The organism is Pseudoalteromonas lipolytica (genome assembly GCF_900116435.1).
In the GTDB taxonomy this organism is placed as follows: Bacteria; Pseudomonadota; Gammaproteobacteria; order Enterobacterales; family Alteromonadaceae; genus Pseudoalteromonas; species Pseudoalteromonas lipolytica.
In genome coordinates, this window is the sequence record NZ_FPAZ01000010.1 from 80,384 (window position 1) to 105,238 (window position 24,855).

General features: G+C 40.0%; 23 protein-coding genes. 11 read left to right on the plus strand and 12 right to left on the minus strand.

Going from position 1 to position 24,855, the window contains the following annotated elements:
- The first annotated feature begins 314 nt into the window (after positions 1 to 314).
- The 8 genes from BM378_RS12170 (at position 315) to adk (ending at position 6,924) form a co-directional block, all read left to right on the plus strand.
- On the plus strand, positions 315 to 737 hold the full coding sequence (locus tag BM378_RS12170; RefSeq protein ID WP_036967575.1) for a hypothetical protein: 423 nt from the start codon (positions 315 to 317) through the stop codon (positions 735 to 737).
- 176 nt (positions 738 to 913) lie between these two features.
- The gene (locus tag BM378_RS20415) at positions 914 to 1,081 is read left to right on the plus strand and encodes a hypothetical protein (RefSeq protein ID WP_155950825.1); all 168 of its coding nucleotides are present in this window, start codon (positions 914 to 916) and stop codon (positions 1,079 to 1,081) included.
- Positions 1,082 to 1,091: 10 nt separating this feature from the next.
- On the plus strand, positions 1,092 to 1,763 hold the full coding sequence (locus BM378_RS12175; RefSeq protein WP_074989281.1) for a hypothetical protein: 672 nt from the start codon (positions 1,092 to 1,094) through the stop codon (positions 1,761 to 1,763).
- 3 nt (positions 1,764 to 1,766) lie between these two features.
- Positions 1,767 to 2,114 carry a LexA family protein gene (locus BM378_RS12180; RefSeq protein ID WP_036967580.1) on the plus strand — a complete coding sequence of 116 codons (348 nt, stop codon included), beginning with the start codon at positions 1,767 to 1,769 and terminating at the stop codon, positions 2,112 to 2,114.
- Positions 2,115 to 2,138: 24 nt separating this feature from the next.
- Complete coding sequence (locus BM378_RS12185) at positions 2,139 to 3,128, plus strand: hypothetical protein (RefSeq protein ID WP_036967583.1); 990 nt, start codon at positions 2,139 to 2,141, stop codon at positions 3,126 to 3,128.
- 147 nt (positions 3,129 to 3,275) lie between these two features.
- Positions 3,276 to 3,788: a hypothetical protein gene (locus BM378_RS12190; RefSeq protein ID WP_074989283.1), complete on the plus strand. Its 513-nt coding sequence runs from the start codon at positions 3,276 to 3,278 to the stop codon at positions 3,786 to 3,788.
- A gap of 396 nt (positions 3,789 to 4,184) precedes the next feature.
- Entirely contained in the window at positions 4,185 to 6,098 is a 1,914-nt protein-coding gene (gene htpG / locus BM378_RS12195) for a molecular chaperone HtpG (RefSeq protein ID WP_036967589.1), read from the plus strand.
- A gap of 181 nt (positions 6,099 to 6,279) precedes the next feature.
- A complete protein-coding gene (adk, locus tag BM378_RS12200; RefSeq protein ID WP_074989284.1) occupies positions 6,280 to 6,924 on the plus strand; it encodes an adenylate kinase in 645 nt (214 codons plus the stop codon).
- A 64-nt stretch (positions 6,925 to 6,988) separates the two neighbouring features.
- Here the strand turns inward: adk and tpx are convergent, their stop codons facing one another.
- On the minus strand, positions 6,989 to 7,570 hold the full coding sequence (gene tpx / locus BM378_RS12205; RefSeq protein ID WP_065978729.1) for a thiol peroxidase: 582 nt from the start codon (positions 7,568 to 7,570) through the stop codon (positions 6,989 to 6,991).
- 207 nt (positions 7,571 to 7,777) lie between these two features.
- On the opposite strand from tpx, the gene BM378_RS12210 reads away from it, so the two are divergent.
- Positions 7,778 to 8,782, plus strand: a complete 1,005-nt coding sequence (locus BM378_RS12210) for a response regulator (RefSeq protein WP_036967595.1) — start codon at positions 7,778 to 7,780, stop codon at positions 8,780 to 8,782.
- Positions 8,783 to 8,785: 3 nt separating this feature from the next.
- A complete protein-coding gene (locus BM378_RS12215; protein ID WP_036967597.1) occupies positions 8,786 to 9,751 on the plus strand; it encodes a sensor domain-containing diguanylate cyclase in 966 nt (321 codons plus the stop codon).
- Positions 9,752 to 9,954: 203 nt separating this feature from the next.
- Here BM378_RS12215 and BM378_RS12220 read toward each other — a convergent pair whose 3' ends face one another.
- The 5 genes from BM378_RS12220 to BM378_RS12240 form a co-directional block, all read right to left on the minus strand.
- Positions 9,955 to 10,836, minus strand: coding sequence for a universal stress protein (locus BM378_RS12220; RefSeq protein WP_036967600.1), 882 nt, complete (start codon positions 10,834 to 10,836; stop codon positions 9,955 to 9,957).
- Positions 10,837 to 10,841: 5 nt separating this feature from the next.
- Entirely contained in the window at positions 10,842 to 12,356 is a 1,515-nt protein-coding gene (locus tag BM378_RS12225) for a SpoVR family protein (protein WP_036967604.1), read from the minus strand.
- Between the two features lie 20 nt (positions 12,357 to 12,376).
- Positions 12,377 to 13,663 carry a YeaH/YhbH family protein gene (locus BM378_RS12230; protein ID WP_036967607.1) on the minus strand — a complete coding sequence of 429 codons (1,287 nt, stop codon included), beginning with the start codon at positions 13,661 to 13,663 and terminating at the stop codon, positions 12,377 to 12,379.
- Between the two features lie 26 nt (positions 13,664 to 13,689).
- On the minus strand, positions 13,690 to 15,612 hold the full coding sequence (locus BM378_RS12235; protein ID WP_036967610.1) for a PrkA family serine protein kinase: 1,923 nt from the start codon (positions 15,610 to 15,612) through the stop codon (positions 13,690 to 13,692).
- A 239-nt stretch (positions 15,613 to 15,851) separates the two neighbouring features.
- Positions 15,852 to 16,433: a superoxide dismutase gene (locus BM378_RS12240; protein WP_036967613.1), complete on the minus strand. Its 582-nt coding sequence runs from the start codon at positions 16,431 to 16,433 to the stop codon at positions 15,852 to 15,854.
- 262 nt (positions 16,434 to 16,695) lie between these two features.
- On the opposite strand from BM378_RS12240, the gene BM378_RS12245 reads away from it, so the two are divergent.
- A complete protein-coding gene (locus BM378_RS12245) occupies positions 16,696 to 17,034 on the plus strand; it encodes a Grx4 family monothiol glutaredoxin (RefSeq protein WP_036967616.1) in 339 nt (112 codons plus the stop codon).
- A 40-nt stretch (positions 17,035 to 17,074) separates the two neighbouring features.
- Here BM378_RS12245 and BM378_RS12250 read toward each other — a convergent pair whose 3' ends face one another.
- The 6 genes from BM378_RS12250 to BM378_RS12275 form a co-directional block, all read right to left on the minus strand.
- On the minus strand, positions 17,075 to 18,358 hold the full coding sequence (locus tag BM378_RS12250) for a sensor histidine kinase (RefSeq protein ID WP_036967618.1): 1,284 nt from the start codon (positions 18,356 to 18,358) through the stop codon (positions 17,075 to 17,077).
- Entirely contained in the window at positions 18,358 to 19,686 is a 1,329-nt protein-coding gene (locus BM378_RS12255; protein ID WP_036967620.1) for a sigma-54-dependent transcriptional regulator, read from the minus strand. The genes BM378_RS12250 and BM378_RS12255 overlap by 1 nt, the downstream gene beginning before the upstream one ends.
- Before the next feature lie 117 nt (positions 19,687 to 19,803).
- Complete coding sequence (locus BM378_RS12260; protein ID WP_036967624.1) at positions 19,804 to 21,009, minus strand: ABC transporter permease; 1,206 nt, start codon at positions 21,007 to 21,009, stop codon at positions 19,804 to 19,806.
- An 11-nt stretch (positions 21,010 to 21,020) separates the two neighbouring features.
- Entirely contained in the window at positions 21,021 to 22,334 is a 1,314-nt protein-coding gene (locus tag BM378_RS12265) for an ABC transporter permease (RefSeq protein ID WP_036967626.1), read from the minus strand.
- 2 nt (positions 22,335 to 22,336) lie between these two features.
- Positions 22,337 to 23,044: an ABC transporter ATP-binding protein gene (locus tag BM378_RS12270; protein ID WP_036967628.1), complete on the minus strand. Its 708-nt coding sequence runs from the start codon at positions 23,042 to 23,044 to the stop codon at positions 22,337 to 22,339.
- Positions 23,045 to 23,065: 21 nt separating this feature from the next.
- Positions 23,066 to 24,319, minus strand: a complete 1,254-nt coding sequence (locus BM378_RS12275) for an efflux RND transporter periplasmic adaptor subunit (protein WP_074989286.1) — start codon at positions 24,317 to 24,319, stop codon at positions 23,066 to 23,068.
- Positions 24,320 to 24,855 lie beyond the last annotated feature (536 nt).

Genomic DNA, 24,855 nt, shown 5'->3' on the forward strand with positions numbered 1-24,855 from the left:
TCCTGTGGCGCTTTTGCATTTCCCGTTGTTGGGATAAAGCTGCCCGGAGACATTTTACTTGTTTCTATAATATTACTCACTCACCATTCACTTCTAAGCATGATGAACGAAATTAGAATTACATTAATTAAAATAGTTTTGTAAACATCATGAGAAGAAAATTTTTTTATAATTAGTTTAAATAATAATGTTTCAATTAGATTGGTTTTCTATTTTTTGTTTGTGGCCTATATTTTAGTTACTTCAATTATATATCGAGGTTTGTTTTGGTTAAGTTGAGGAAATAACTGATATTACCCAAAAAGGAAAATCTAATGAGAAAATTTAAAAAAGTCTTTTTCTGTTCTTTCGCTTTTTTAGGGCTTTCATTCCCTCTACATACTCAAGCGTCCGGTGAGACCATCGCGATAGATAAATGCGCAGTCTTAAAATCCCAAGAAAAGAAGTCAAGCTGTTTAGGTACTGGACTAAATAATGATCCTGCTAGAGATCCACAATTATACTTTTACAACCAATGTGATACTAAAATAGCAGTTAAACAATGCTTTTTATTTCCTAATGGAAATGTTGTTGACGCAATTGAATACATAAAGCCTGGAGTCACTCGACGAATTTACAAATGTACAGAAAGCTCGAACCCAAAAGTACAAGGAAGCCCTAGGATGGAGCCTAAGCCTACTAAATATTTTGTGTTTGATCCTGCCAATGACTCTTCATATAAGTATAAATGTGACTGAGTGTAATAGTTGCGCATTAAATGTAATTTAGTGCGCAACTCTTATCTTGAAAAATTTATATAAATAACAATATCTTACTGATAGAATCTTGCTGATTGCGCAACCTGAGCGCAGTTAAATGCGCATAGGAGTATTTGATGCCCTAATGCATTGCAGTATGAAATAAGGAGATACACATGCAGCAAAAACTCACCAATATAAACCTAAAGCCAGTAGGATTTGGCGATTACTGCAATTTCACATTAGCTCTAGATATCTACAATGAACATTTAGAGGCTTATTTCAATAAGAATGACACGAAAGCCACAATAGCTTATAAGCTTCGAGCATCTGCAGAAAAATAGGAGAAGCGCATTGAATAGTAGATCTGAACTATTTATTAAGCCGAACATAGATCATTTAGATACATCAACTCAAAGGTTAAAGCGAAACTTACTTGTGTCGTCTATTATAACGATAGCTTTAAGTTTGCAAAAAGTGACTATGGCAAAAGATATAAAGTTCGCAGGCTATAACTTAGAGGGGCTGAGCGTAGAGACTCTTTTTTACTCTTTAATGTTTATAACTCTATATTTGTTAATTGATTTTATTTTATCAATGATGAATCACCTAAGAGGAAATCATATTCGTTTAACAGGGATAAATGTTGTAAAGCCAACTGCAGGAGTATATTCGGGTGGACATGATTATGAACCCAGTACAGCAGAAGAGCGACAATCGTCCTTATATTCTTGGTGGTATAAGCAGGCTAAGTTTGCTGAAAGTACAGAGAAGACAATAGAAAAGCTCCTGCTGGAAGCTGAAGACAGTGGAATAAAAGATAAACTAAATAATATAGAGTTTTCATTGAAGGTGTTGAAAGAGAAAAAGATCTTTATTCAAAGCACTATGATTAGATTTGAAAGGTCGTTTTGGAAGCTTATAAGAATGCAGTACATAAGATTTTTGATTTTCGATTTGTTTGCTCCAGTATTTTTAGCTGGAGCTGCTATTGTTGCGTCTTTGTGCAAAATCTTGGAACTATAAAAGGTGGATAGTAATTTCAACAAAGCCAATAACTTTAAAGATTTGTCAAATGGAGTGGCAGGGCTAATTGAAAAGAACAAAGATGCAACCTTTTATGGCATTGCTAGCGGTCGCTCAATGGAAGGTGTTGGAATTTTTGACGGTGACTTGCTAATCATTGACCGCAGCGTTGATGTTAAGCAAGGCGATGTAATTGTTGCTGCCTATAACGGTGTGTTCGTTTGTAAGATTGCTGATCTTAAGAACAACCTCCTTTTATCAGCAAGTGATGAATACTCAGCTGTAAAAGTTACCAAGCATGATGAGTACCTTTTTGAGGGGGGTTGTAATAAGTTCTGTGCGAATGCATAGAGGCAACGTAAAGGATATTGTTTAATGATGGCGGATTGGAATGTGTTTTTTAGCACTGTTAGTCAAACTTGCGGAGCAGTAGTTGGAATTTTCTCTGCATTTTTAATAACAAAAATAATTGCAGACCAAGCTGATTTTTCAAAATTAAAAGATAAAGTATCAGATATGATTGGTAAGTCTGATTATTTGAAGGCAAATTTTGAAAAGGCGGGATTTGAAGGTGTTAATAATTCAGAGCTAAAAGATCTAAGTGATAATCTGTATGAGGCTATAAAGAAAGAGAAGTTAGAAAAGGATCCATCCCATTACCTTCAGTTCGTAGAACAACCAATATATGCCTCTAAAGCTAGCGTTGTTGAACACATTCAGACTGCAATTAATAGGGCTAAAAAGTATCAAAGAGAGCAAGAACTAAAGAAGCTTGAAGAAGAAAGAAAAGCAGAAGCGGATCGCCTTATTGAGAAAGCTTTAGGCAAGAGCCATATTAACAACATGAGGTTATGGGAAAGGTTACAAAAGCCTTCAATTGACCATAGTGACATCCCTTCTTTTATTGCCGAACGAAATTATCTAGCAAGCGCTTCAATCAATAGAAAAAATGATGATGATAAAAGAGAGCAATTGATTGTAGATGCTAATCATCAAGTTAGCTTAAATAAAAAACTATTATCTGAGACTCAAGGTTCGGATGTTGCCCAAAAACTAGTTAGCCACTCCTTAAGCATTGTGCTTTTACTTTTTTATATAGGCGTAATTTATCCGCTAAGTTTTTTACCGCTTCAACCTAATACTGAAATTACCTTATCGATAAGTGCATTCTTTGATATTTTATTTTCATTAAAAGGAGTGCTACTTGCTTTGCTAACGATTTCTTTTAGCTTTTTAATAATTACATTTTGGAGAGTTAATAAACGGCTTAAGCTAACCAAAGCTGAAATTGACGAACTAATAGAGTTCTCTAAGCCTGAGGGGATCAGCACGTTTCTAAAAAACTACTGTGATAATAAATGTTAAATTCATTCTGTAACTTGCAACCCCCCCAATCCTGATATAGTATTTTCTATGATGAAGAAATCCGCTTAGTTTATGACTTGGCGGATTTTTTTTATAGAGAAATTTAATTTAGTGAATGTATTTCTTACGCTCATGGAGGAGTAAGGTTTGCAAAAATTTGATAAGACGATACTTGCAGCAATCATTCTAGTTTTCTTATCGGGATTAATTTTCGGGCAAGGTTTTAGTTTTGAGGTAAAATTAGGCGACATTCTAGCTCTTGGTGCCGCTCTTGGAACACTATGGTACGCAAGTAATGGGTTAAAGCATAATGAAAGGCAATACCTAAATTCAATAATGCCAGTTATTGAGAAGATGGAATACCACCATGCAGATTTTGGGTATGAGTTAAAAGTTCATAATTACGGCTCTGGATCAGCTCTGAATCTTGAATATAGACTATTTATAGATGAAGAAGAGGTCACATTTGTAGAATGGAAAAACCAACTGATTAAAGGTTTGCATGGTGCGAGAAATTACAACTTTGGTGGGCCGCTCGGTATCATGCCAAACACTAAGATTTCATTGATTAAGTTTAGCGCCCAAACTCCTCAAAGTTATGCGGAGCTAGTTAAGTTAATTAGTAAAACAAAGATTCAAATTAATTATGAAAATATATAAGGGCATTCATTTACCAAGAATATTTCACTTTCTCCACCAATGTAATTTACATTTAAACTTTTAAACCGCACCTTGCGTAATGCCAGTCAGTTAAGCAGTTTTTTGAATAAATATGTGAATATTATTCAGTTAAAGCTGCTTAAAGCAGGTGGGGATAAAATTAGCTAAAGACCATATAGCAAAAGGGCTACAGTAAGATTTTTATAAATCATCGCTGTAACCCTTTATTTTATTGGTTTTTCCTTAACTGATCTGCATTATGCTTAATGCAGGCTTTTTTGTGTTTTATCTCCAATTTACCTGCAAATTTAATTTTTTGCCTTGAAGTTCCTAAAGCCTGCCCCATATATGAGTCATAGTGCAGATAAGACACTTTGTTAATTGGAGATTTACACAATGACTGCAGCACAAAAAGAAACATTAGGCTTTCAAACAGAAGTCAAACAACTATTAAACCTGATGATTCATTCTCTTTATTCTAATAAAGAGATTTTCCTACGTGAACTCGTATCAAACGCGTCAGATGCGGCAGATAAATTACGTTTCCTTGCGCTTTCAAATGGCGATTTATATGAAAACGATGCCGACTTAAAAGTACGTATCAGTGCCGATAAAGATGCAAACACAGTAACCATTACTGATAACGGTATCGGTATGAGCCGTGAAGATGTAATTAACTCATTGGGTACGATTGCAAAATCAGGCACGGCAGAGTTTTTTCAAAACTTAACGGGTGACCAAAGCAAAGATTCACAATTAATTGGTCAATTCGGTGTAGGCTTTTACTCAGCATTTATCGTTGCGGATAAAGTAACGGTACGCACCCGTAAAGCAGGTGAGAGCCAAGGTATTGAATGGCAATCAGCTGGTGAAGGCGAATACACGCTACAAGAAATTGATAAGCCAACCCGTGGTACTGAAATTATTCTTCATTTACGTGAAGACGAAAAAGAGTTTGCTGATGAATATCGCTTACGCAGTATCGTTACTAAATACTCTGACCATATTTCAATTCCTGTTGAAATGTACAAAGCAGAAGTACCAGAATCTGAAGGTCCTGATGGCGAGAAAATCCCAGCACAACCAGGCGAATGGGAAGGTATTAACCGCGCAACGGCACTGTGGACTCGCGACAAGTCAGAAGTAACAGACGAAGAATACAAAGAATTCTATAAACATATTGGTCATGATTGGGAAGAGCCATTAAGCTGGGCGCATAACAAAGTTGAAGGTAAAACTGAATACACAAGCTTGTTATACATCCCGAAAAAAGCACCATTCGATTTATGGAATCGTGACCGTCAAACAGGTTTAAAACTGTATGTGCAACGCGTTTTCATTATGGATGATGCTGAGCAATTTATGCCAAGCTACCTGCGTTTTGTGAAAGGTCTACTTGATTCAAATGACTTACCACTTAACGTATCGCGTGAAATCTTACAAGATAACAAAGTGACACAAGCAATCCGTAAAGGGTGTACATCGCGTGTCCTTAAAATGCTTGAGCGCATGGCTAAAAACCGTGAAGAAGATTATCAAACGTTCTGGAACGAGTTTGGTCAAGTGTTAAAAGAAGGCCCAGCAGAAGACATGGCAAACAAAGAAGTTATTGCTAAGTTGCTGCGTTTCTCTTCAACACACACAGACGAAAGCACACAAAATGTATCGCTTGATCAATACATTGAGCGTATGAAGCCAGAACAAGATAAGATTTACTACGTGGTTGCTGATTCATTTGCTGCGGCAAAAAATTCACCACACTTAGAAATCTTCCGTAAGAAAGGCATTGAAGTGTTACTACTAAGTGACCGTGTTGATGAGTGGATGATGAGCTACCTAACAGAGTTCAACGAAAAATCATTCCAGTCAATCACTCGTGGTGACTTAGACCTTGGCAACATGGATGATGAAGAAACCAAAAAAGCGCAAGAAGAGTCAGAAAAAGAAGTGGCAGGCTTAGTTGAACGTATTAAGACAGCCCTAGGTGATAGTGTTAAAGATGTACGCTTTACGCATCGTTTAACCGACTCGCCTGCCTGTGTTGTTGCAGATGAGCATGACATGAGCTCGCAAATGCAAAAACTAATGGAATCAGTAGGTCAAACAGTGCCTGAGCAAAAGCCAATTTTTGAGCTTAATCCAGAGCACCAACTTGTGAAGCATTTAAATGTTGAACAAGATGAAGACAAGTTTACTCAGTGGTCACATGTCTTACTTGACCAAGCATTACTGGCAGAGCGCGGTACCTTAAAAGACCCTGCAGGCTTTGTAACTCGCTTGAATAAACTAATGCTAGATTTAAGTAAGTAAGCGTTTTTACAGTTTGAATTAGAAAAGGAAGCCCAGCTTCCTTTTTTTATTGCCGCTAATATAGGCAATTGGTATAAGTTACTTGAGGTATAGCCTCAGTTGTGGAAGAATTCAGGCTCTAAAAACAAAACTCCACTGATCGACCATAATTAAAGATTAGTATCACACAGAGGACAATGATATGCGCATTATTCTTTTGGGCGCGCCGGGTGCAGGTAAAGGTACTCAAGCTCAGTTTTTGATGGACAAATACGGTATTCCACAAATTTCTACGGGCGATATGCTGCGTGCAGCAATCAAAGAAGGTACACCGCTTGGTCTTGAAGCTAAAAAAGTAATGGATGCAGGTCAATTAGTATCTGATGAAATCATTATTGGTCTTGTTAAAGAGCGTATTGCAAAGCCTGATTGTGAAAAAGGTTTCTTGCTAGATGGTTTCCCACGTACTATTCCTCAAGCTGATGCAATGAAAGAAAATAGCGTGGTTGTTGACCATGTTATTGAATTTGATGTTGCTGACGAAATCATCGTTGAGCGCATGGGCGGTCGTCGTGTACACCCAGGTTCTGGCCGTGTATATCATGTTGTTTACAATCCACCAAAAGTAGATGGTAAAGACGATATCACAGGTGAAGACCTTATTATTCGTGATGACGATACTGAAGAAACAGTACGTAAACGTTTAGGTATTTACCACGACCAAACTAAACCACTTGTTGACTATTACCAAGCTGAAGCAAAAGCGGGTAACACTCAGTACCACAAACTGGATGGTACACAAGCTGTTGAAGCAGTAAGCCAACAACTTGGTGAACTACTTGGTTAATCTTAGGATTAACTAAGCAAAAAAACCGCCTGTTGGCGGTTTTTTGTTTTTAGTATCGCTGAGGTTATAGCTTTTTCAGTGCATCAATTGCGCTGTCGTAATCGGGCTCTTTAGAGAGGTTATCGACAAGTTGTTTGTAAACGATTTTGTGTTCCTTATCTAAAACGAACACTGCACGGGTTAATAACCCCATATCCTTAATGATCAAACCATAGTTTTGACCAAAGTCACGCCAAACAGAGTCAGACAATGCCGTGACCTTATCGATATTTTCGGCTTTACAAAAGCGTTTTTGCGCAAAGGGTAAATCAGCACTTAATGTTAGCATTGCAATGCTGGGAAACTCAGAAGCTACTTTTTCATTAAAATGTTTTGTTTGAATACTGCAAACGCCCGTATCAAGGCTTGGCACAACACTTAATAATACGGCTTGCCCTTGATAGTCGTTGAGAGTGACAGGGGTGAAATTACCATCTACGACCTTGAAGTTAGGGGCTTGCTGACCTACTTTAACACCTTGTCCAAGTAATGTGACGGGTTTCGATTGTGCAGAAACTTTGCCAGCATCTAAACTATTTTCTACTAAATCATTGGCATAACTGAATGTACAAACTGCTCCAAGAGCAAACATAAGAGGGCGTAACAACATTACTTCATTCCTTCAAATTAACGCATTTAACATCAGTGTATTATACTGAACCAATAGCACCAAGGTTTACCACAATTTAAAATTGTAAATAACCTGTAGTTTGATTAACATGTGTGCGTAGTCCGATTTTTGTTTATAAAAATAATAATAAAGTTAGTGCATTTTGTATTAGCTAGTTCAAAAGTGCGTATTTAGAGAGAGTATATGTCAACATCGGTATTAGTTTGTGATGATTCAAAATTAGCGCGTAGACAATTAGCGCGCTCTTTACCTGATGATTGGGATATAAAAGTCGAATTTGCTGAAAACGGCATTCACTGTATTGAACAAATTAAGCGTTTACAGCCCGAAATTTTATTTCTTGATTTAAATATGCCCGAAATGGATGGTTATGAAGTGTTGCAAGCCATTCAAGATCAAGGCTTACATGTATTAACCGTTGTCGTCTCGGGCGATATCCAGCCAAATGCGCATCAACGCGTGCTTGAACTTGGCGCAATCGATTTTATTCAGAAACCCTGCTCAGCAGAAAAGCTCGCGAACATTATTGAGCATCATGGTATTAAAGACAAAGCCATGCGGGAGCGCTTAGCAAATAAGCTAGGTGAGCAAGTAGACCCCGATGTACGTGACATATACCAAGAACTCACCAATGTTGCTATGGGCCAAGCAGGGGACTTATTAGCACGTTTATTGAATGTGTTTGTAAAGCTTCCAATTCCGAACGTAAATGTACTTGAAGTCAATGAGCTTGATATGGCCTTGCGGTCGATTGATGCCAATGCCTCAACGTCAGGTGTGTGCCAAGGCTTTATTGGCGGTGGCGTGTCGGGTGAAGCGTTATTGCTGTTAAATGATTCGAGTTTTAAAGAAATTGCTTCGTTAATGAATTACGAAGGAGAGCTTAACAATAAAGTTGAGCTTGAACTGTTAATGGATGTCAGTAACATCTTAATAGGCGCTATTTTGAGTGGGCTGTCAAAGCAACTTGATATGCGTTTTAGTCAAGGTCATCCGGTGGTGTTAGGTCAGCATTGTGATGTGTCTGATTTGGTTAAAGCCAATAAATCACGTTGGCAACGAACTCTCGCCATTGAGATCAGTTACGGCATTGAAAATCACAACATTAATTGTGATCTTATGTTGCTGTTTACTGAGGACTCATTAAAAACTTTAAAATATAAAGTAGCTTATTTATTAGAAGACTAAACTATGCCTGCAGCCGATTTTAATATGAATGAACTCCATTGGTTAATGGATATGTTTAATACCGTTGATGTAGGTCTTGTGGTGCTTGATAGAGACTATAAAGTCTGCATTTGGAATGGTTTTATGGAAAACCATTCGGGTTTATTGCCAAGCGCGGTAAAAGACAAAGACTTATTTGATCTCTTTCCATCAATTGATGAAAAATGGTTTCGTAGTAAGTCTGAATCTGTGTTTATTCTTAATAATCGCTCGTTCACGATTTGGGAGCAGCAACCCTATATTTTCCGTTTTAAAAACTACCGTCCAATTACCGGTAAAGCGGATCATATGTATCAAAATGCTACCTTTATTCCGCTCACCACAACGACCGGCGAAGTATCACATATCTGTATTATTATTTACGATGTGACCGATGAGGCGGTGAATAAAAAAGAACTTGAAGACGTTAATGCGAAGCTCGAACAAATGAGTCGCACTGATGCATTGACACAGCTAACTAATCGCGGATTCTGGGAGCAAAAACTACGTAAAGAATACATGCGTATTTCCAGAAGCGGTGGCTGCAGTACGTTATTAATGTTTGATATCGACCATTTTAAAACCGTTAACGATGAGCATGGACATCGTGCTGGTGATGAAGCACTGCGTCATATTGCTGATTTATTGAGAAAAACATTACGTGAAACTGATTTAGCAGGCCGTTATGGTGGTGAAGAGTTTGCCGTAACTTTGCTTGATACGGATCATGAAGGTGCAATGATCTTTGCAGAGCGTTTACGTGCTCTTATTGAAAATTCATCAATTTATTTTGGTGATAAACAAATTAAACTCACGGTGAGTATAGGCTTTGCGTGCTCTGATGAGAAAAAGTTTGAGCGTTATGAAAAGTGGATTGAAGCAGCTGATCAAGCCTTATACCACTCTAAACAAAATGGCCGTAATAAAGTGACGGCTTATTCAGACTTATGACACCAATTGCAAAACAAGACTTAATCTTTTTGAGGCATTAAACCTGTCACTACCTGTGTTAAAAATGTCTGATTTACGACTGCATGGATGTAGGCGCAATTGCCGAGAACATCTAAATAACGACATTTTTGCCGTGTTATCAACGCGGTTTTATTGCCTCAAAATAGACCACCTAATTAAGCTAATTGATATTAAGTCTGGCTTTAGTTATCGAAAGGAGGGATCACAAAAATATCCGTTTTTAGTAATTTCATAACCTTTTCTGCTGTATTACCAATAAGATGCCCTTTAATTCCTGTATTACCCACCGTACCCATTATTACAAGGTCTGCACTGAGTTTTGCGGCGATACTGGGGATCACTTGCTCGACGATACCTGCCTTAATTTCTAGCTTTTCTTTGAGGTTATATGACTCAATCAGAGCGCGTTGGGCACTGGGGAGTTTTTCATAAGCATTAATAACTTGCTCATCAGAAAAAACTAACCCCAAATCGCGTAAAAAGGGCGATACATGCACGGTATAACAAGCAAAAAAATCACTTTTATAATCAGCGGCATACGCTAGACCCATTTTTATCATTGCTTCGTTAAGGCGATATTTAGTGGCTTTCTCACTGCCTAAGTCGAGCGCAGCGAGCACATTAGTATTGTTTTTCCACTTGTTATCAGCAGCTAAATAAAGCGGTAGGGGGCTGAAGCGTATAAGCTGCCAATCAAGCTCACTAAACTGTGTTTCTGCATCAATATGACGCGTTTTAATCACAAGCTCATACGCGGACGTATCAAGCTCATTAGCAAGCCACTGCTCAGGACTTTCATGCCAAAGCGTTTGGAATGTGTAGCTACCTTGCTCTAAATGGCTGTCAATTAAAGGTGATAGTGTGTCACGAATTTTACCTAATTCTTTATCCTGAATAGCAAGTGCTTCTTCGGGTGGAATCGAAAATAAAATACTGTTGGTATCTTCATAGCTAAATGCGACGATATCAATATGCCTAACCCCCTTCGCTTTTTGTTTGGCGTGAAGTATCGAGGTTTTGGCATCGGCGATAGCGTCGATGATGACCAGTATTTTTTTATCCATGTGATCTACTCTGTTGTGTGTCGTGCATCACTTTTTGGGCATTCACCAAGTAGTGAAATTTCACCGGTTGAAGATTCTTGCTCCAGTTTTACCTTAAACCCCCATAACCTGTAAAGGTGTTTCAGCACTTCATCTTTTGAGCCAGCTAACGGAATGTTTTTATGAGGTACATAGCGTAAGGTTAGAGAACGATCTCCTCTAATATCAACATTATAGATTTGTATATTGGGTTCATGATTACTTAAGTTATATTGTGCAGATAACGTTTCACGTACTTGTTGATAGCCCACTTCGTCATGTATCGCGCCGACATTAAGGGTTGGCTCTTTTTCATGATCAATAATAGTAAATAGCTTGAAGTCACGGATAATTTTAGGTGATAAAAACTGGCTAATAAAGCTCTCATCTTTAAAGTTTTGCATGGCAAAATGCAGGGTTTCTAGCCAATCGGCTCCAGCATATTCAGGGAACCACTTTTTATCTTCATCAGTGGGATTTTCACAAATTCGGCGAATATCAACCATCATATTAAAGCCCAATGCATAGGGATTAATACCAGAATAATAATTGCTGTTATAAGGCGGCTGATAAACCACATTGGTATGGCTTTGTAAAAACTCGAGCATAAAGGCATCGGTGAGTTTTCCCTCATCATACAAGTGGTTTAAAATCGTATAATGCCAAAACGTTGCCCAACCCTCATTCATCACCTGCGTTTGCTTTTGGGGGTAAAAGTATTGTGAAATTTTTCGCACAATACGGATTACTTCACGTTGCCATGATTCAAGTAGCGGGGCATTTTTCTCTATAAAATACAGAATATTTTCTTGTGGTTCCTCAGGAAATCGACGCTCGTGTTTTTTCGACTCTTGTTGAGATGTTGGAATAGTTCGCCATAATTCATTCACCTGCGATTGCAGATAATCTTCGCGTTCTTGTTGACGCTTTTGCTCTTCATACAGCGAAATTCTTTGCGGGCGCTTATACCGGTCAACCCCATAGTTCATTAAGGCATGACAAGAGTCGATAAGGTTTTCTACCTCATTAATACCGTACTTCTCTTCACAGCGCGCAATATAATTTTTCGCAAATAATAAGTAGTCGATAATAGAACCTGCATCGGTCCAGGTTTTAAATAAGTAATTACCTTTAAAAAATGAGTTGTGGCCATAGCACGCGTGCGCCATCACGAGAGCCTGCATTGGCAAGGTGTTTTCTTCCATTAGGTAAGCAATGCAGGGGTCTGAATTTATAACAATTTCGTACGCTAACCCCATTTGCCCGCGTTTATAATTTTGCTCTGTTTGAATAAACTTTTTACCGTATGACCAATGACTATAACCGATAGGCATGCCTACGCTTGAGTAAGCATCCATCATTTGTTCAGCAGTGATCACTTCTATTTGATTCGGGTAAGTATCGAGCTTATAGATCTTTGCGACTCGCTCAATTTCACTTTGGTACTGTGCTAATAAATCAAACGTCCAATCAGGTCCGTCACTAATACGTTTATCGGCCATATTTTACCTCACTCGCAAGGCTATGCGGCGCCTTGCTGCTGACGATTCTTTTTAAATAATTCACGGAAAATAGGGTAAATGTCCTCTACACCACGAATATGTTGCATGGCAAAGTTGTCGTGTGTTTGTGCTATAGATTGATACTCACGCCATAAACTTTGATGCGCACGCGCCGTAATTTCGATGTACGCATAGTAACGTACTGCTTTGAGTAATTTATTGCGGAGTATTTCACCGCAATGAGGAGAGTCATCGGCCCAGTTATCACCATCAGATGCTTGTGCAGCATAAATATTCCATTCATCTGCATGGTAACGTTCAGCGATAATTTCATTCATTAATTTCAGCGCGCTCGACACTATAGTGCCACCGGTTTCTTGTGAGTAAAAAAACTCTTGCTCATCAACTTCTTTAGCTTGTGTATGGTGGCGAATGTACACGACTTCGATATCTTTGTAGCTGCGAGTCAAAAACTGATACAGCAAAATATAAAACCGTTTTGCCATATCTTTTGTTGCTTGATCCATCGAACCTGACACATCCATAAGGCAAAACATCACGGCTTTACTCGTCGGGTGGGGACGTTTTTCGTAATTGCGAAAACGTAAGTCGTAATTATCAATAAACGGCACGGCTTTTATGCGACTTTCAAGCTCTTCAATTTGACGCTCAAGCAGGGCAATAGCGGCTTTGTCGGGCTCTTCCTCTGCTTTCAAAAGCGCTAATTGTCCTTGAAGTTCGCTCAGATGTCGTTTTTTGCCCGCTGTCATTGCAACACGGCGAGCGAGCGAGCCTTGTAATGAGCGCACTATATCAATATTACTGGGCATACCATCGCTACAAAAACCAGCGCGATGCGTTTTCATTTGCACGAGTTTATCAAGTTGATTTTGCTGTAAGTTTGGCAGCTCTAAATCTTCAAATAATAAATCTAAATACTCGTCTTTAGAGATAGAAAAAACAAACTCATCTTGGCCTTCGCCCGAATCACTTGCGTCACCTTCGCCACTGCCACCCCCTTGACCGCCTCCTTGCGGGCGTTTAATTTTATCGCCCGTTGAGAATTGGTCATTTCCTGGATGTATTTGCTCCCGATCGCCCCCACGTCCTTGATGAAATACAGGCTCACTAATATCGCGCTGCGGAATAGAAATACTCTCGCCACTGCTCGTATCGGTTACGCTGCGTTTATTAATGGCATCAGATACAGCTTCTTTAATCTGTTTTTTATAACGCCTGATGAAACGCTGACGGTTCAACGTACTTTTGTTTTTTCCATTCAGGCGTCGGTCTATAAAATGCGCCATAACAACCCCCTTGAAACAAACGTTTTTTACTGCGATTTTCTAACGCGTAAATACCATTCAGAAAGTAAACGTACTTGTTTTTGGGTATAGCCTTTTTCAACCATACGGTTGACAAAGTCTTCGTGTTTTTTCTGATCTTCGGCAGAAGTTTTCGCATTGAAAGAAATAACCGGAAGCAGATCTTCGGTGTTCGAGAACATTTTTTTCTCAATCACTGTGCGAAGTTTTTCGTAACTGGTCCAAAGCGGGTTTTTGCCTTGGTTGTGCGCACGTGCGCGCAGTACGAAATTGACAATCTCGTTACGGAAATCTTTCGGGTTCGAAATACCTGCTGGCTTTTCAATTTTTTCGAGCTCTGCATTTAATGCTGCTCGATCAAAAAGTTGGCCTGTATCTGGGTCGCGATATTCTTGATCTTGAATCCAAAAATCAGCATAGGTTACGTAGCGATCAAAAATATTTTGTCCGTATTCAGAATAAGACTCTAAATAGGCAGTTTGTAGTTCTTTGCCAATAAACTCGACATACTGCGGGATTAGATAGCCCTTTAAGTGACTTAGGTAGCGTTCTTCCACATCGGCTGAGAACTGTTCGCGCTCAATTTGCTGCTCTAAAACATAAAACAAGTGAACAGGGTTTGCTGCGACTTCTGTGGTATCAAAGTTGAACACTCGCGATAAAATTTTAAAGGCAAAACGTGTAGAGAGCCCAGTCATGCCTTCGTCAACACCTGCATAATCACGGTATTCTTGGTATGACTTCGCTTTCGGGTCGGTGTCTTTTAAGCTTTCACCGTCGTAGACACGCATTTTTGAATAGATGCTTGAATTTTCTGGCTCCTTAATACGTGAAAGAGTGGTAAATTGTGCCAATGTTTTTAATGTGCCTGGTGCGCATGGCGCATCGTGAAGTTCACTGTTTTCAAGAAGTTTGTTGTAGATTTTCACTTCTTCAGAAACGCGTAAGCAGTAAGGTACCTTAACAATATAAACACGGTCCAAAAATGCTTCGTTGTTTTTGTTATTTTTAAATGTTTGCCACTCAGATTCATTCGAGTGAGCTAAAATCATGCCGTTGAAGGGAAGGGCACTAATACCTTCGGTGCCATTATAGTTACCTTCTTGGGTGGCCGTTAGTAGCGGGTGGAGTACCTTAATAGGTGCTTTAAACATTTCCACAAATTCCATCAACCCTTGGTTCGCTAAACAAAGTGCACCTGAATACGCGTAAGCATCAGGGTCATTTTGTGCAAAATGCTCAAGCTGACGAATATCGACTTTACCGACTAATGCCGAAATATCTTGATTGTTTTCATCGCCCGGCTCCGTTTTGGCGATCGCAATTTGATTCAAAATAGAAGGGTAGCGTTTTACCACTCTAAATTGGCTTATATCACCATTGAACTCACTTAAGCGCTTGGCTGCCCACGGTGACATCACTGTTTTTAAATAGCGAGGCTTAATGCCGTATTCTTTCTCGAGTAGTTCAGCATCTTCGTTTGGATCAAACAAAGCGAGAGGGTGATCATTGACAGGGGACCCTTTTATTGAATAAATAGGCACTTGTTGCATCAGGTATTTTAGTTTTTCGGCAATAGATGATTTACCCCCGCCCACAGGGCCAAGTAAATACAATACCTGCTTACATTCTTCTAAACCTTGCGCAGCATGCTTTAAGTAAGAAACGATTTGTTCAATGGCATCTTCCATACCATAAAAATCGTGAAATGCTGGGTAGCGCGCAACGACACGATTGGAGAATAATCGGCTGAGCCGCGCATCGGTCGATGTGTCAATAATTTCAGGCTCACCAATGGCCATTAACAGGCGCTCAGGTGCGCTTGCGTAAGCTGATTTGTCCTTCTTACAGATCTCGAGAAATTCCTCAATACTGTATTCTTCTTCTTGCGCTGCTTCGTATCGTGATTGGTAATGCTCAAAAATACTCATAGAGACCTCCGAAAACCCGCTAAAATGACGTGTAATTAGATTAAGAAAAAAGCAAAGGTTAATTAAAGCTTAGTCACGATTTTGAATTTTTGCGCAAGAAAATTAAGAATTTAATTGAAAAAAGATCATCTTGGTACGCATTTATTATGGCGCTTGGGCTGCGGCTGAACAGTGATATAAAAAAGGCAATAAAAAAGACGCCGGAGCGTCTTTTTTTAATTACTGCAAGTTAAACAGAATTAAGCGAAGTTAGCGTTCGCGAAATCCCAGTTAACAAGTGCCCAGAAACCTTTTAGGTAATCAGGACGAACATTACGGTAATCGATGTAGTAAGCGTGTTCCCACAGATCCACAGTTAGGATTGGTGTAACACCTTCATCAGTTAATGGTGTAGCAGCATTTGATGTGTTAACGATATCAAGTGTGCCGTCAGCTAGTTTAACTAACCAAGTCCAGCTTGAACCAAAGTTGTTTACAGCTTTGTCGTTTAACGCGTCTTTGAATGCTTCGAAAGAACCCCATTTAGCGTTGATAGCGTCTGCAATAGCGCCAGTTGGTTCGCCACCACCGTTTGGAGATAGGCTGTTCCAGTAGAATGTGTGGTTCCAGATTTGCGCAGCATTGTTAAATACACCACCTTCTGAAGAACAAACGATTTCTTCTAGAGATTTGTTTTCGAATTCAGTGCCTGGGATCAGACCGTTTAATTTTACAACGTATGTGTTGTGGTGTTTACCGTGGTGAAACTCTAGAGTCTCTTTTGAAATATGTGGCTCTAATGCATCGATTGCGTATGGTAGTGACGGTAGTTCAAATGCCATTTTTTATCTCCATCTTCTTGGTTGATAGTCCACTCAGTTATAGGTAATAGCGAGGTAAACAGCGTACTCACCTATACCAAATGGTATTATAGTGTTACTATAATTGTTGAGTATTTTACTCAAGTTTTAGCAAACAGCAATGCTATTGCTAAAGACTCTTTAAAATTGTGACTGTGATAGTCCATTTTAAGTTATATATCTGAGGCCACAGTGAATATTTTTCAAGGCCAGTGTAGTAAGTCAATGTCTTTTGAGGTTGTAAATGGAAACCATCGATAAAATTAAACAGCAAATTTCTGAAAACCCAATCCTTTTATACATGAAAGGATCACCAAAATTACCTAACTGTGGTTTTTCTTCTCAAGCATCACAAGCTTTAATGGCGTGTGGTGAACCGTTTGCTTACGTTGACATTCTTCTTAATCCAGATATTCGTGCAGAGTTACCTGCTTACGCTAATTGGCCAACATTCCCACAACTTTGGGTTGAAGGTGAATTAATTGGTGGCTGTGACATTATCATCGAAATGTTTCAACGTGGTGAATTACAACCATTAATCACAGAAACAGCTGCAAAGTACAAAGAACAAGACGCTGAGTAATCTTACTTAGTTTGCCGAGAAAGCCGCATAAGCGGCTTTTTTATTGCGCTAAAATCACATGCACACTTAAGCCACCTTGCTCGCGGTTGTGAAGGCTAATTTGCCCGTGATGTGCTTCAACTATTTCTCGGCACAATGCTAGCCCTAAACCACTGCCTGTCGATTTAGTGGAGTAAAAGGGGATCAGTGCATTCGCCATTACAGTTTCGCTCATGCCTTTGCCTCTGTCGCTCACAGTAATGTGGGTGCTGGCCATTTCTTGTTGAATACTCAGACTGATGTCTTCAGGTTTAGTACCCGATTCGTACGCATTTTTTAATAAATTAATCAGCAGTTGCTCAAGCTGAGTATGATCGGCTTGTGTGTTTACGTTATCGCCAAGAGTAATATTGACTTGCCATTGGCTTTTTAATTGCTCGACGATTGATGGCCAGTTAATCGCTGATAACTGAGGAGTGGGTAATTTGGCAAATTTACCATAGCCTTGAACAAATTCGTTAAGGTGTTTGATACGGTCTTCAATGGTGGTGAATACGCGTTTTAAACGAGGCTCGTCGACTTCTTTTGTTAATAACTGTGCGCTGTGGAGCATTGATGACATTGGGCCCAGCGAATTATTGAGTTCGTGGCTGATGATACGGATTACTTTTTTCCATACTTCAACCTCTTGGCGGCTGAGTTCCCGTGTGAGCTGTTTGAACACATACAGTTGGTGGTATTGATTATTAAGTAATAAGCGGCCCGTTGCCATATGCCAAGTTTGTGATTCTTGTTCCGTTTTATCGAGGGTAAATAAGCCATCAATCCCTTTGTTGATAGCACGTGTCAGTTGTTCAGAGCAGGTACTAATCACATTTTCTAGTTTAAGTCCTTCGATAGCTGATTTTGCTTCAAACAAGCTACGAGCACTGTGATTACTGTAAACAATAAAACCTTGATCGTTAATAAGTAGCACCGCTTGCTCAGAGCTTTGCAGTACTTTGTCGAGCATTAATTCACGTTGGTATATCCATTGCTTTTCTTGGCGAAGTTGCTTTGCTGTTTGGTTATAAAGTCGGCATAAGTCACCCAGTTCATCTTTGCTATCATAGGCCAAAAGGGTGGCCAGTTCACCGTCTTTAAAGTTAAGCAATCCAGATTCAAGAGATGCAATACCGTCAGCTAAATGGCGACTTAACTGGTACGCCAAAAGGCCAGCTAGCAAGGCGCAACCAATGACCGCAAGCAAAGTATATAACCCAGGAAGAGCAGCAAAATAGCTTACCAGTAATAGAGGGACTACCGCTGCAACAACACACAATAGAATAATCTTATTTCTTAACATTAGTAATCTATCTTAAATTTATCGAGTCTGCGATACAGCGCTTGTCGGCTAAGGCCAAAATGTCGCGCAACTTTAGCAATCACCCCTTGGTGTTCGCGCATTGCCAGTTCAATATCGTGCTTTGTCGGTTCACTTTTTATTGATGTGGCTTTAGTGGTATCGACGTTTAAGCCAAAGTCGGCAAGTTCAATAGTGCCAGTTGGTTTTAATACGGCAGCCCGTTTACACGCATTTTCAAGTTCACGTACATTACCCGGCCACGGATGGGCAAGCAGGGCTTTCTCGGTGCTTAGAGACACACTGCGATGTGGTAAAAAGTGTGCCACTAGGGCAAGAATATCATCGGGTCTGTCAGCTAGGCTAGGCAGGTTTAACTCAATAACATTGAGGCGATAATATAAATCTTCCCGAAAATGACCCGCTTTAATCGCGTGCGTTAAATCTTCGTTTGTTGCTGATATAACCCGCACATTTACTTTTCGAGTTTGCGTTGATCCTAAACGCTCAAATTCACCGGTTTGCAGAATACGTAATAGTTTCATTTGACCGGACAACGGTAGGTTGCCTATTTCGTCTAAAAATAATGTGCCCCCATCGGCGGCTTCAAAACGGCCAATGCGTTGCTTGGTGATACCTGTGTACGCGCCAGCTTCAGCGCCAAACAATTCAGCTTCAATGAGTTCATTTGGCAATGCACCGGCGTTAACAGTGATAAAAGGATGGTCTGCAAGCAGAGAGTTGGCTTGGATTATCTGTGCTATGCGCTCTTTGCCACTGCCATTTGGGCCAGTGATAAGCACTGATATGTCTGACTTTGCCACCTGAATAGCAAGATTAACAATATGCTCCATCGCTGTGCTTTTGTAAATAAGGCCGACAAGGTTGGCAGTTTTAATGGAATCTTCGCGTTCTTGCTGGTGGCGTGCGAAAGTTTCATTTTGTTGTTTCGCTTTACCAAGTTCGAGTAAATTATTGATACAAGTAAGCAGTTTTGTATCGTCCCACGGCTTTGGTAAATAGTCTGCGGCACCCGCCTTTACAAGTTCAACAGCTGTTGCAAGCTCGGTCCATGCGGTGATTAAGATAATAGGCAGTAATGGGTTTATATCGCGTAAGTCATAAAACAGCGCCTTGCCTTCTTCACCCGAGGTGGTGTCGGCGGTAAAGTTCATATCTTGAATAACTAATGAAATACGCTGGTACTGTACTGCTTGGATTGCTTCAAATGGGGTGCTTGCAGTAACCACGGTATAATTGTGGATCTCTAATAATAATGACAAGGCGTCTAATATCGCGGGGTTGTCATCAACAATAAGTATTTTTTCCATATTATTATTTTTTTGCTGTTTTCCTAAATATGTTAAGTAAGTCCGGTGCAAGAGCCAACTTAAGTGTGTACTTATAAATGCTACACTGTAAATCCAGTGTAGCATAGCTTGGGAGAACTAAATGGTGCGTGTTGCAATGCTGGGTGAAATGTTCGCAGCTCGTTTGGCTGGCGCAAGAACCGCAAGCAAACTCATAATAAACACAGCGCTTGCAGTGGCAATTACATAACGCACATCTAACTGAGCAATCGAGAAATGTTGCATCAGTAATTGGCCTAAATACATCGCTGCTATCATGCCTATTACTAAACCTACACTGCAAATCATGGCATTTTCGACTAAAAAGTAGCTAATAATGGCGGACTTTCTTGCTCCAAGAGCACGGCGAGTCCCAATTTGTTTCGTGCGTTTACTAATATTAAAGAGTGTAAGACCAAAGATACCCAGCGCAGTGACCAACACTAAAATTGTGATTAAAACAATTAACATACGCATCATAAGCGTGTCTTCAGCCATGTACTGCTCTTTATCTTCATCAAGGCCGCGAATGCGCGAGATAACGCGTTTGTTGTAGTTTTTAAGCATGGCTTCTTCAACACGGTTCATTACAGACTGGCGTTGCCCAGGCTCTGTTCTTACGACAAAGCGTGCATTGCTACCTGCTTTAATGAACGGAATTAATGCCACATTATCTGGGCGACTATCTTTAAGCCATGGGCCTTTCATTACATCGACAATACCAATAATTTTTAAAGGAATATCACCAAAGTAAATAGATTGACCTAAGCCATTACCATCAGGGAAAAGCTCATCAGATAGACTTTTACTCACCACGATGACCTTCGAAAGCTCATCGTAATTCTCTGTTACGATCACTTCGTCTTCGCTGTAATTACGCCCAGCAATTAAGTTAACACCGTACGTGTTAATGCCGTGCTCGTCGATAAACATATATGAGCTACGTGCCGATTTACTCTCTTGTGGCGCCGGTTTTAAACTAAAGTCAGATGATGAACCACTGCCCGAAAGAGGTGTGGTACTAGAGTAAGCAGCATCAACCACCCCAGGAATTTGACGTAACATAGCTTCATCAAGCTCGTATTGTTGGCTTGGCGAGGTGTCTTGTCCGAACATCATCACATTGAAAATAAAAATGTCTTGTTCTGGGTAGCCTGTTTCTTGGCTTAAATAGCTAATTCTATCTTGAATAATAAACGCGGCGTTACTGACGATTGCTGTGGTAATGGCAATTTGAATTAGTAACAGAATAGCCCCAACCTTTGAGCGGCATAAGGCATGAAATATAGGTTTAATTTCTAACATAACACAGTTCCTTATTGGCTCTTAAGGTAAATAGCAGGGTTGGTTTTACACACCAGCCACGCAGGGTAAAGACCTGCGATTACACAGGTACTAATTGCTATCACAGGGGCGCTAAGTAACATGGTTAAATCCATGGTGGCTAAGCTTTGATAGTAGCTGTAGCTTTGGCGCACACCTAAAAGTCCCACTTGGGCTAAAATAACCCCGAAAATACCGCCTAAAAATCCGAGCATAGCCACTTCGACAATGTGTTGAAAGAAAATTTGGCGTTTGCTTGCGCCTAAAGCTCTGCGTACGCCAACCTCTGGCGCACGGCGAAGAAATTTAGCCAGTAATAAGCCTAGAATATTTGCCAAACATACCGCTAAAAACATAAAGCTTAGGCCAACGAGAATTTCGTTATCTTCACTTACTACATTGTTGTATTCCATCCACTCGTTTACATCACGCAATTTCGCTTCAAGCTTTTCGCGGTTAAAGCGACCACGCTTTTGCTGTTCTTGCATATAAGCCATTAAGAAATCTTCATACGCTTGCTTTTCTGCGGGTGTTTTTAGTTCGACCCAAAATTGCAGCCAAACTAATTCAGAATTAAGCTTGTCGTTAAACGTATTGGTTTTTTCGTGCTTCCAGCCGTTTGTATTGCCCCAGTTTTCAAGCTCACGTGCTTTTAATAAGCTAAAAGGCAGGTAGAGTTGCTCGGTTTTATTAAATGCGCCGTTATTTAAATCGTAATATTTGGTCGTAATATTCCAGTCATCCATAACCCCAACCACTTCATAGCTTGCATCATCAAGGTAGATAATTTTGCCAACAGAGTTTTCTCCTGCAAATAGTTTGTCGTTGAGCTTTTTACTGATAACGACTACAGGTGCAGCAGTTGCTTCTTGTTGCTGACTCCACACGCCACCGTATAAAAATGATAAGTTAAACATGTCGAAGAAGTCGGGGGTTGTTAAACGCGCCTGACCAATAAATGGTTTTACGGTATCGGAGTCTAAATAAACAGAAAACCCAGTGCGCACCATCGTGACGCGCTTACCTCCGGCTTCTGCCTTATTTAAATTAACCGCGTCTTGATAGGTTAATTGCATTGGTAAATTATCTTTTGTCCACCAAGTTGAACCCTCGTCCATTATTTGCAATTGCACACTGTATAGTTGGCTACTCTTTTGCGGGATCGGATCGGCAGACATCATGTGATACACCGACAAGCTTGTCATCGTTACACCAATGCCAATGGCAATCGCTAATACCATTAAAAAACTCACTAAGGGCGTGCGCTTAAAGCTTCGCCAACTTAAATCTAGATAATGAAGGAACATGACTATACTCCTGCCGCTTTGAGGTTTTGCGTGCCTTGGTAAAGCGTGAAATCGGCAAGTTGACCGTCCACCACTTGGATATTTCGCGGGGCTCTTCGGGCAAGTTCAGGGTCGTGAGTAACCATGACAATGGTGGCGCCATCACGATTAATTTGTTCGAGCAATTCCATTACTTGGCGCGCCATTAAGCTGTCTAAATTACCCGTTGGCTCATCGGCAAGTAAAAAACGGGGTTCACCCGCAAGTGCTCTGGCAATGGCCACGCGTTGCTGTTGCCCACCTGAAAGTTGTTGCGGTAAATGCTTAGCACGTGACGCTAAACCTACTTGCTCTAAACATTGTTCAATACGACGTTTACGCTCAGCAGCTTTAATTCCTCGATATCGCAGAGGTACTTCAATATTTTCGTATAGATTTAAATCAGGTATCAGATTAAATCCCTGGAAGATAAAGCCTATTTTTTGGTTCCGTAAATCAGCACGCTGATTATCGTTAAGACCACCTACATCAATACCATCTAAAAGATACTGGCCTTCTGAAAACGGTTCTAGCATACCGGCAATATTTAAAAAGGTCGTTTTGCCTGAACCACTCGGGCCAGTAACAGCAATAAATTCACCTTCTTCTACATGGAGATTGAAATCACGTAATGCATGAGTTTGTACCATGTCTGTTTGATACACTTTGCTGATGTTGTTCATTGTAAGCATAATAATTATTCCTTGTTGCTGTTAGCGTAATACGAGAGTCGGTGCTTGTTTATAACGGTCGTAGTTAGAGATGATTAGCTTGTCGCCTGGTTTTACCCCTTCTAACAGTTCAACGGCATTGATACTGCTAGCACCTGTTTTTATATCGATTAAATAGGCCATGTCGCCGTCTACTTTATAGGCGCGGGTACCGCCTTGTTGTAAAAACGCACCACGTTTAACTTGTAAAACATTGTCGCGGTTCTCCAAAAGAATGCGTGCGGTTAAACGTTGATTTTGGCGGATGCCGGTAATTTCTTTATCGAAGCGAACACGTGTTGTGACTTCACGGTTATTCACCTCCGGCGAGATTGCTGATAATGTCCCCATGACTTGGCGGGCACCGAGAGTTAATTCTACTTGCATGCCAAGGCCTAGCTCATTGGCATAGCTTTCAGGTACTTGCAACTGTGCTTCAAAATTACTTAAGTCAACCAGTGTCATTAATGGTTGGCTTTGTGTAACCGCTTCTTTAGGTTGCACGAGTAAATTACCGACAATGCCACTGACGCTGGCTTTAATTGTTAACTCATTAACTTGGCGTAATAAGTCATCCACAATGAGTTGTTGACGAGCAAGGTCTCGCTCTGCAGCTTTTAGCTCGAATGCCAGTGTGTCTTTAGCAAGGCTGACTTCTTGTTCTGCATGCTTGAAGGAGAGTTTCGCGCGAGCTAAATCGTCAACGGCTTTTTCTAAATCGATCTGACTTATAAGGTGCTTCTCGATAGATAATTGCGCGCGGCGGTTTTCTCTATCAGCGGCATTTAGCTCTACCTGTGCCAAATCAAGTGCTTTTGTTAAGCTTAATTTTTGTCTACGTGCTTCAAGTTGCTTTCGTTGTAATTCGCCATCTAAACGCGCCAACACAGATTGTTGTTGTTTTAATTCATTGGTAAGCTCTGGGCTTTTAACCACAGCAATAATTTCGTTTGCTTCAACACTGTCGCCAGCCTTTACGTTAAGATCGACAAAGCCGCGCTCGGGGCTGTAAACTTTAGGTGCATTAGCCGCGACAATTTTCCCGCTTGCTGCCACATCTCTAATTAAGGTTTGCTGAGTCACTTCACTTATTTGTAAGCTGGCTTTATCAACAGACACACTCCCATCGTTGCTCGCAAAGAGTGCTTGAAAGCCAAGGGCACTCACAATAAGAACACTCACAGTGAACAACAGTGGTTTTTTAATGTTTCTTTTTTTAGCCACGGTTATATCTTGGGCACTGGTATCTTTAATCATCATACTTCCTTACGATTCTCAAAAAATATAATCATGAAGCCAATGGCAATCATGGTAAGTGGTGATGTCATAAACAAACTCATAGTGAACATGTTTCGATCCTCTAATTCGATAATGTCCTATCTATACCAATAGTGTGCCAATATTTAACTTTCTGATTTTTAATGTTTTTATTTTTATTTGAGGTTTTTATTCTGTCCGCGGACAGAAAAAGTGTCCGCAGCGGACACTATTTAAAGTGCATTGGTTGACGCAGAGGTAAACACCTAAAGGTAAGTAAGACTAAGGTCGGCTGCTAAAAAGTGCTATTTGTAACTAAGCTTAATGTATTGGTAAATATTTAAGCAGCTAACAGCTGAGAGAGCGCAAAATAACTGCATTACTATGCATGATTTGAATATTTATGCAAAATGAGTTTTCAGTTTACGTTAACGTAAACTATCCGTTTTTAGGATGGTTTTTTACAAACTGTTAAAATTGACACCAGTGTCATAAAAAAATAATGGTTAAATAGCGTCTAAATGTAAAAAAATAGC

What these genes read in the sequence shown, in the direction of transcription:
- BM378_RS12170 (WP_036967575.1), top strand. Translation starts at nt 315, where the DNA reads ATGAGAAAATTTAAAAAAGTCTTTTTCTGTTCTTTCGCTTTTTTAGGG.
- BM378_RS20415 (WP_155950825.1), top strand. Translation starts at nt 914, where the DNA reads ATGCAGCAAAAACTCACCAATATAAACCTAAAGCCAGTAGGATTTGGC.
- BM378_RS12185 (WP_036967583.1), top strand. Translation starts at nt 2,139, where the DNA reads ATGATGGCGGATTGGAATGTGTTTTTTAGCACTGTTAGTCAAACTTGC.
- htpG (WP_036967589.1), top strand. Translation starts at nt 4,185, where the DNA reads ATGACTGCAGCACAAAAAGAAACATTAGGCTTTCAAACAGAAGTCAAA.
- adk (WP_074989284.1), top strand. Translation starts at nt 6,280, where the DNA reads ATGCGCATTATTCTTTTGGGCGCGCCGGGTGCAGGTAAAGGTACTCAA.
- BM378_RS12210 (WP_036967595.1), top strand. Translation starts at nt 7,778, where the DNA reads ATGTCAACATCGGTATTAGTTTGTGATGATTCAAAATTAGCGCGTAGA.
- BM378_RS12215 (WP_036967597.1), top strand. Translation starts at nt 8,786, where the DNA reads ATGCCTGCAGCCGATTTTAATATGAATGAACTCCATTGGTTAATGGAT.
- BM378_RS12220 (WP_036967600.1), bottom strand. Translation starts at nt 10,836, where the DNA reads ATGGATAAAAAAATACTGGTCATCATCGACGCTATCGCCGATGCCAAA.
- BM378_RS12225 (WP_036967604.1), bottom strand. Translation starts at nt 12,356, where the DNA reads ATGGCCGATAAACGTATTAGTGACGGACCTGATTGGACGTTTGATTTA.
- BM378_RS12230 (WP_036967607.1), bottom strand. Translation starts at nt 13,663, where the DNA reads ATGGCGCATTTTATAGACCGACGCCTGAATGGAAAAAACAAAAGTACG.
- BM378_RS12235 (WP_036967610.1), bottom strand. Translation starts at nt 15,612, where the DNA reads ATGAGTATTTTTGAGCATTACCAATCACGATACGAAGCAGCGCAAGAA.
- BM378_RS12240 (WP_036967613.1), bottom strand. Translation starts at nt 16,433, where the DNA reads ATGGCATTTGAACTACCGTCACTACCATACGCAATCGATGCATTAGAG.
- BM378_RS12245 (WP_036967616.1), top strand. Translation starts at nt 16,696, where the DNA reads ATGGAAACCATCGATAAAATTAAACAGCAAATTTCTGAAAACCCAATC.
- BM378_RS12250 (WP_036967618.1), bottom strand. Translation starts at nt 18,358, where the DNA reads ATGTTAAGAAATAAGATTATTCTATTGTGTGTTGTTGCAGCGGTAGTC.
- BM378_RS12255 (WP_036967620.1), bottom strand. Translation starts at nt 19,686, where the DNA reads ATGGAAAAAATACTTATTGTTGATGACAACCCCGCGATATTAGACGCC.
- BM378_RS12260 (WP_036967624.1), bottom strand. Translation starts at nt 21,009, where the DNA reads ATGTTAGAAATTAAACCTATATTTCATGCCTTATGCCGCTCAAAGGTT.
- BM378_RS12265 (WP_036967626.1), bottom strand. Translation starts at nt 22,334, where the DNA reads ATGTTCCTTCATTATCTAGATTTAAGTTGGCGAAGCTTTAAGCGCACG.
- BM378_RS12270 (WP_036967628.1), bottom strand. Translation starts at nt 23,044, where the DNA reads ATGCTTACAATGAACAACATCAGCAAAGTGTATCAAACAGACATGGTA.
- BM378_RS12275 (WP_074989286.1), bottom strand. Translation starts at nt 24,319, where the DNA reads ATGATTAAAGATACCAGTGCCCAAGATATAACCGTGGCTAAAAAAAGA.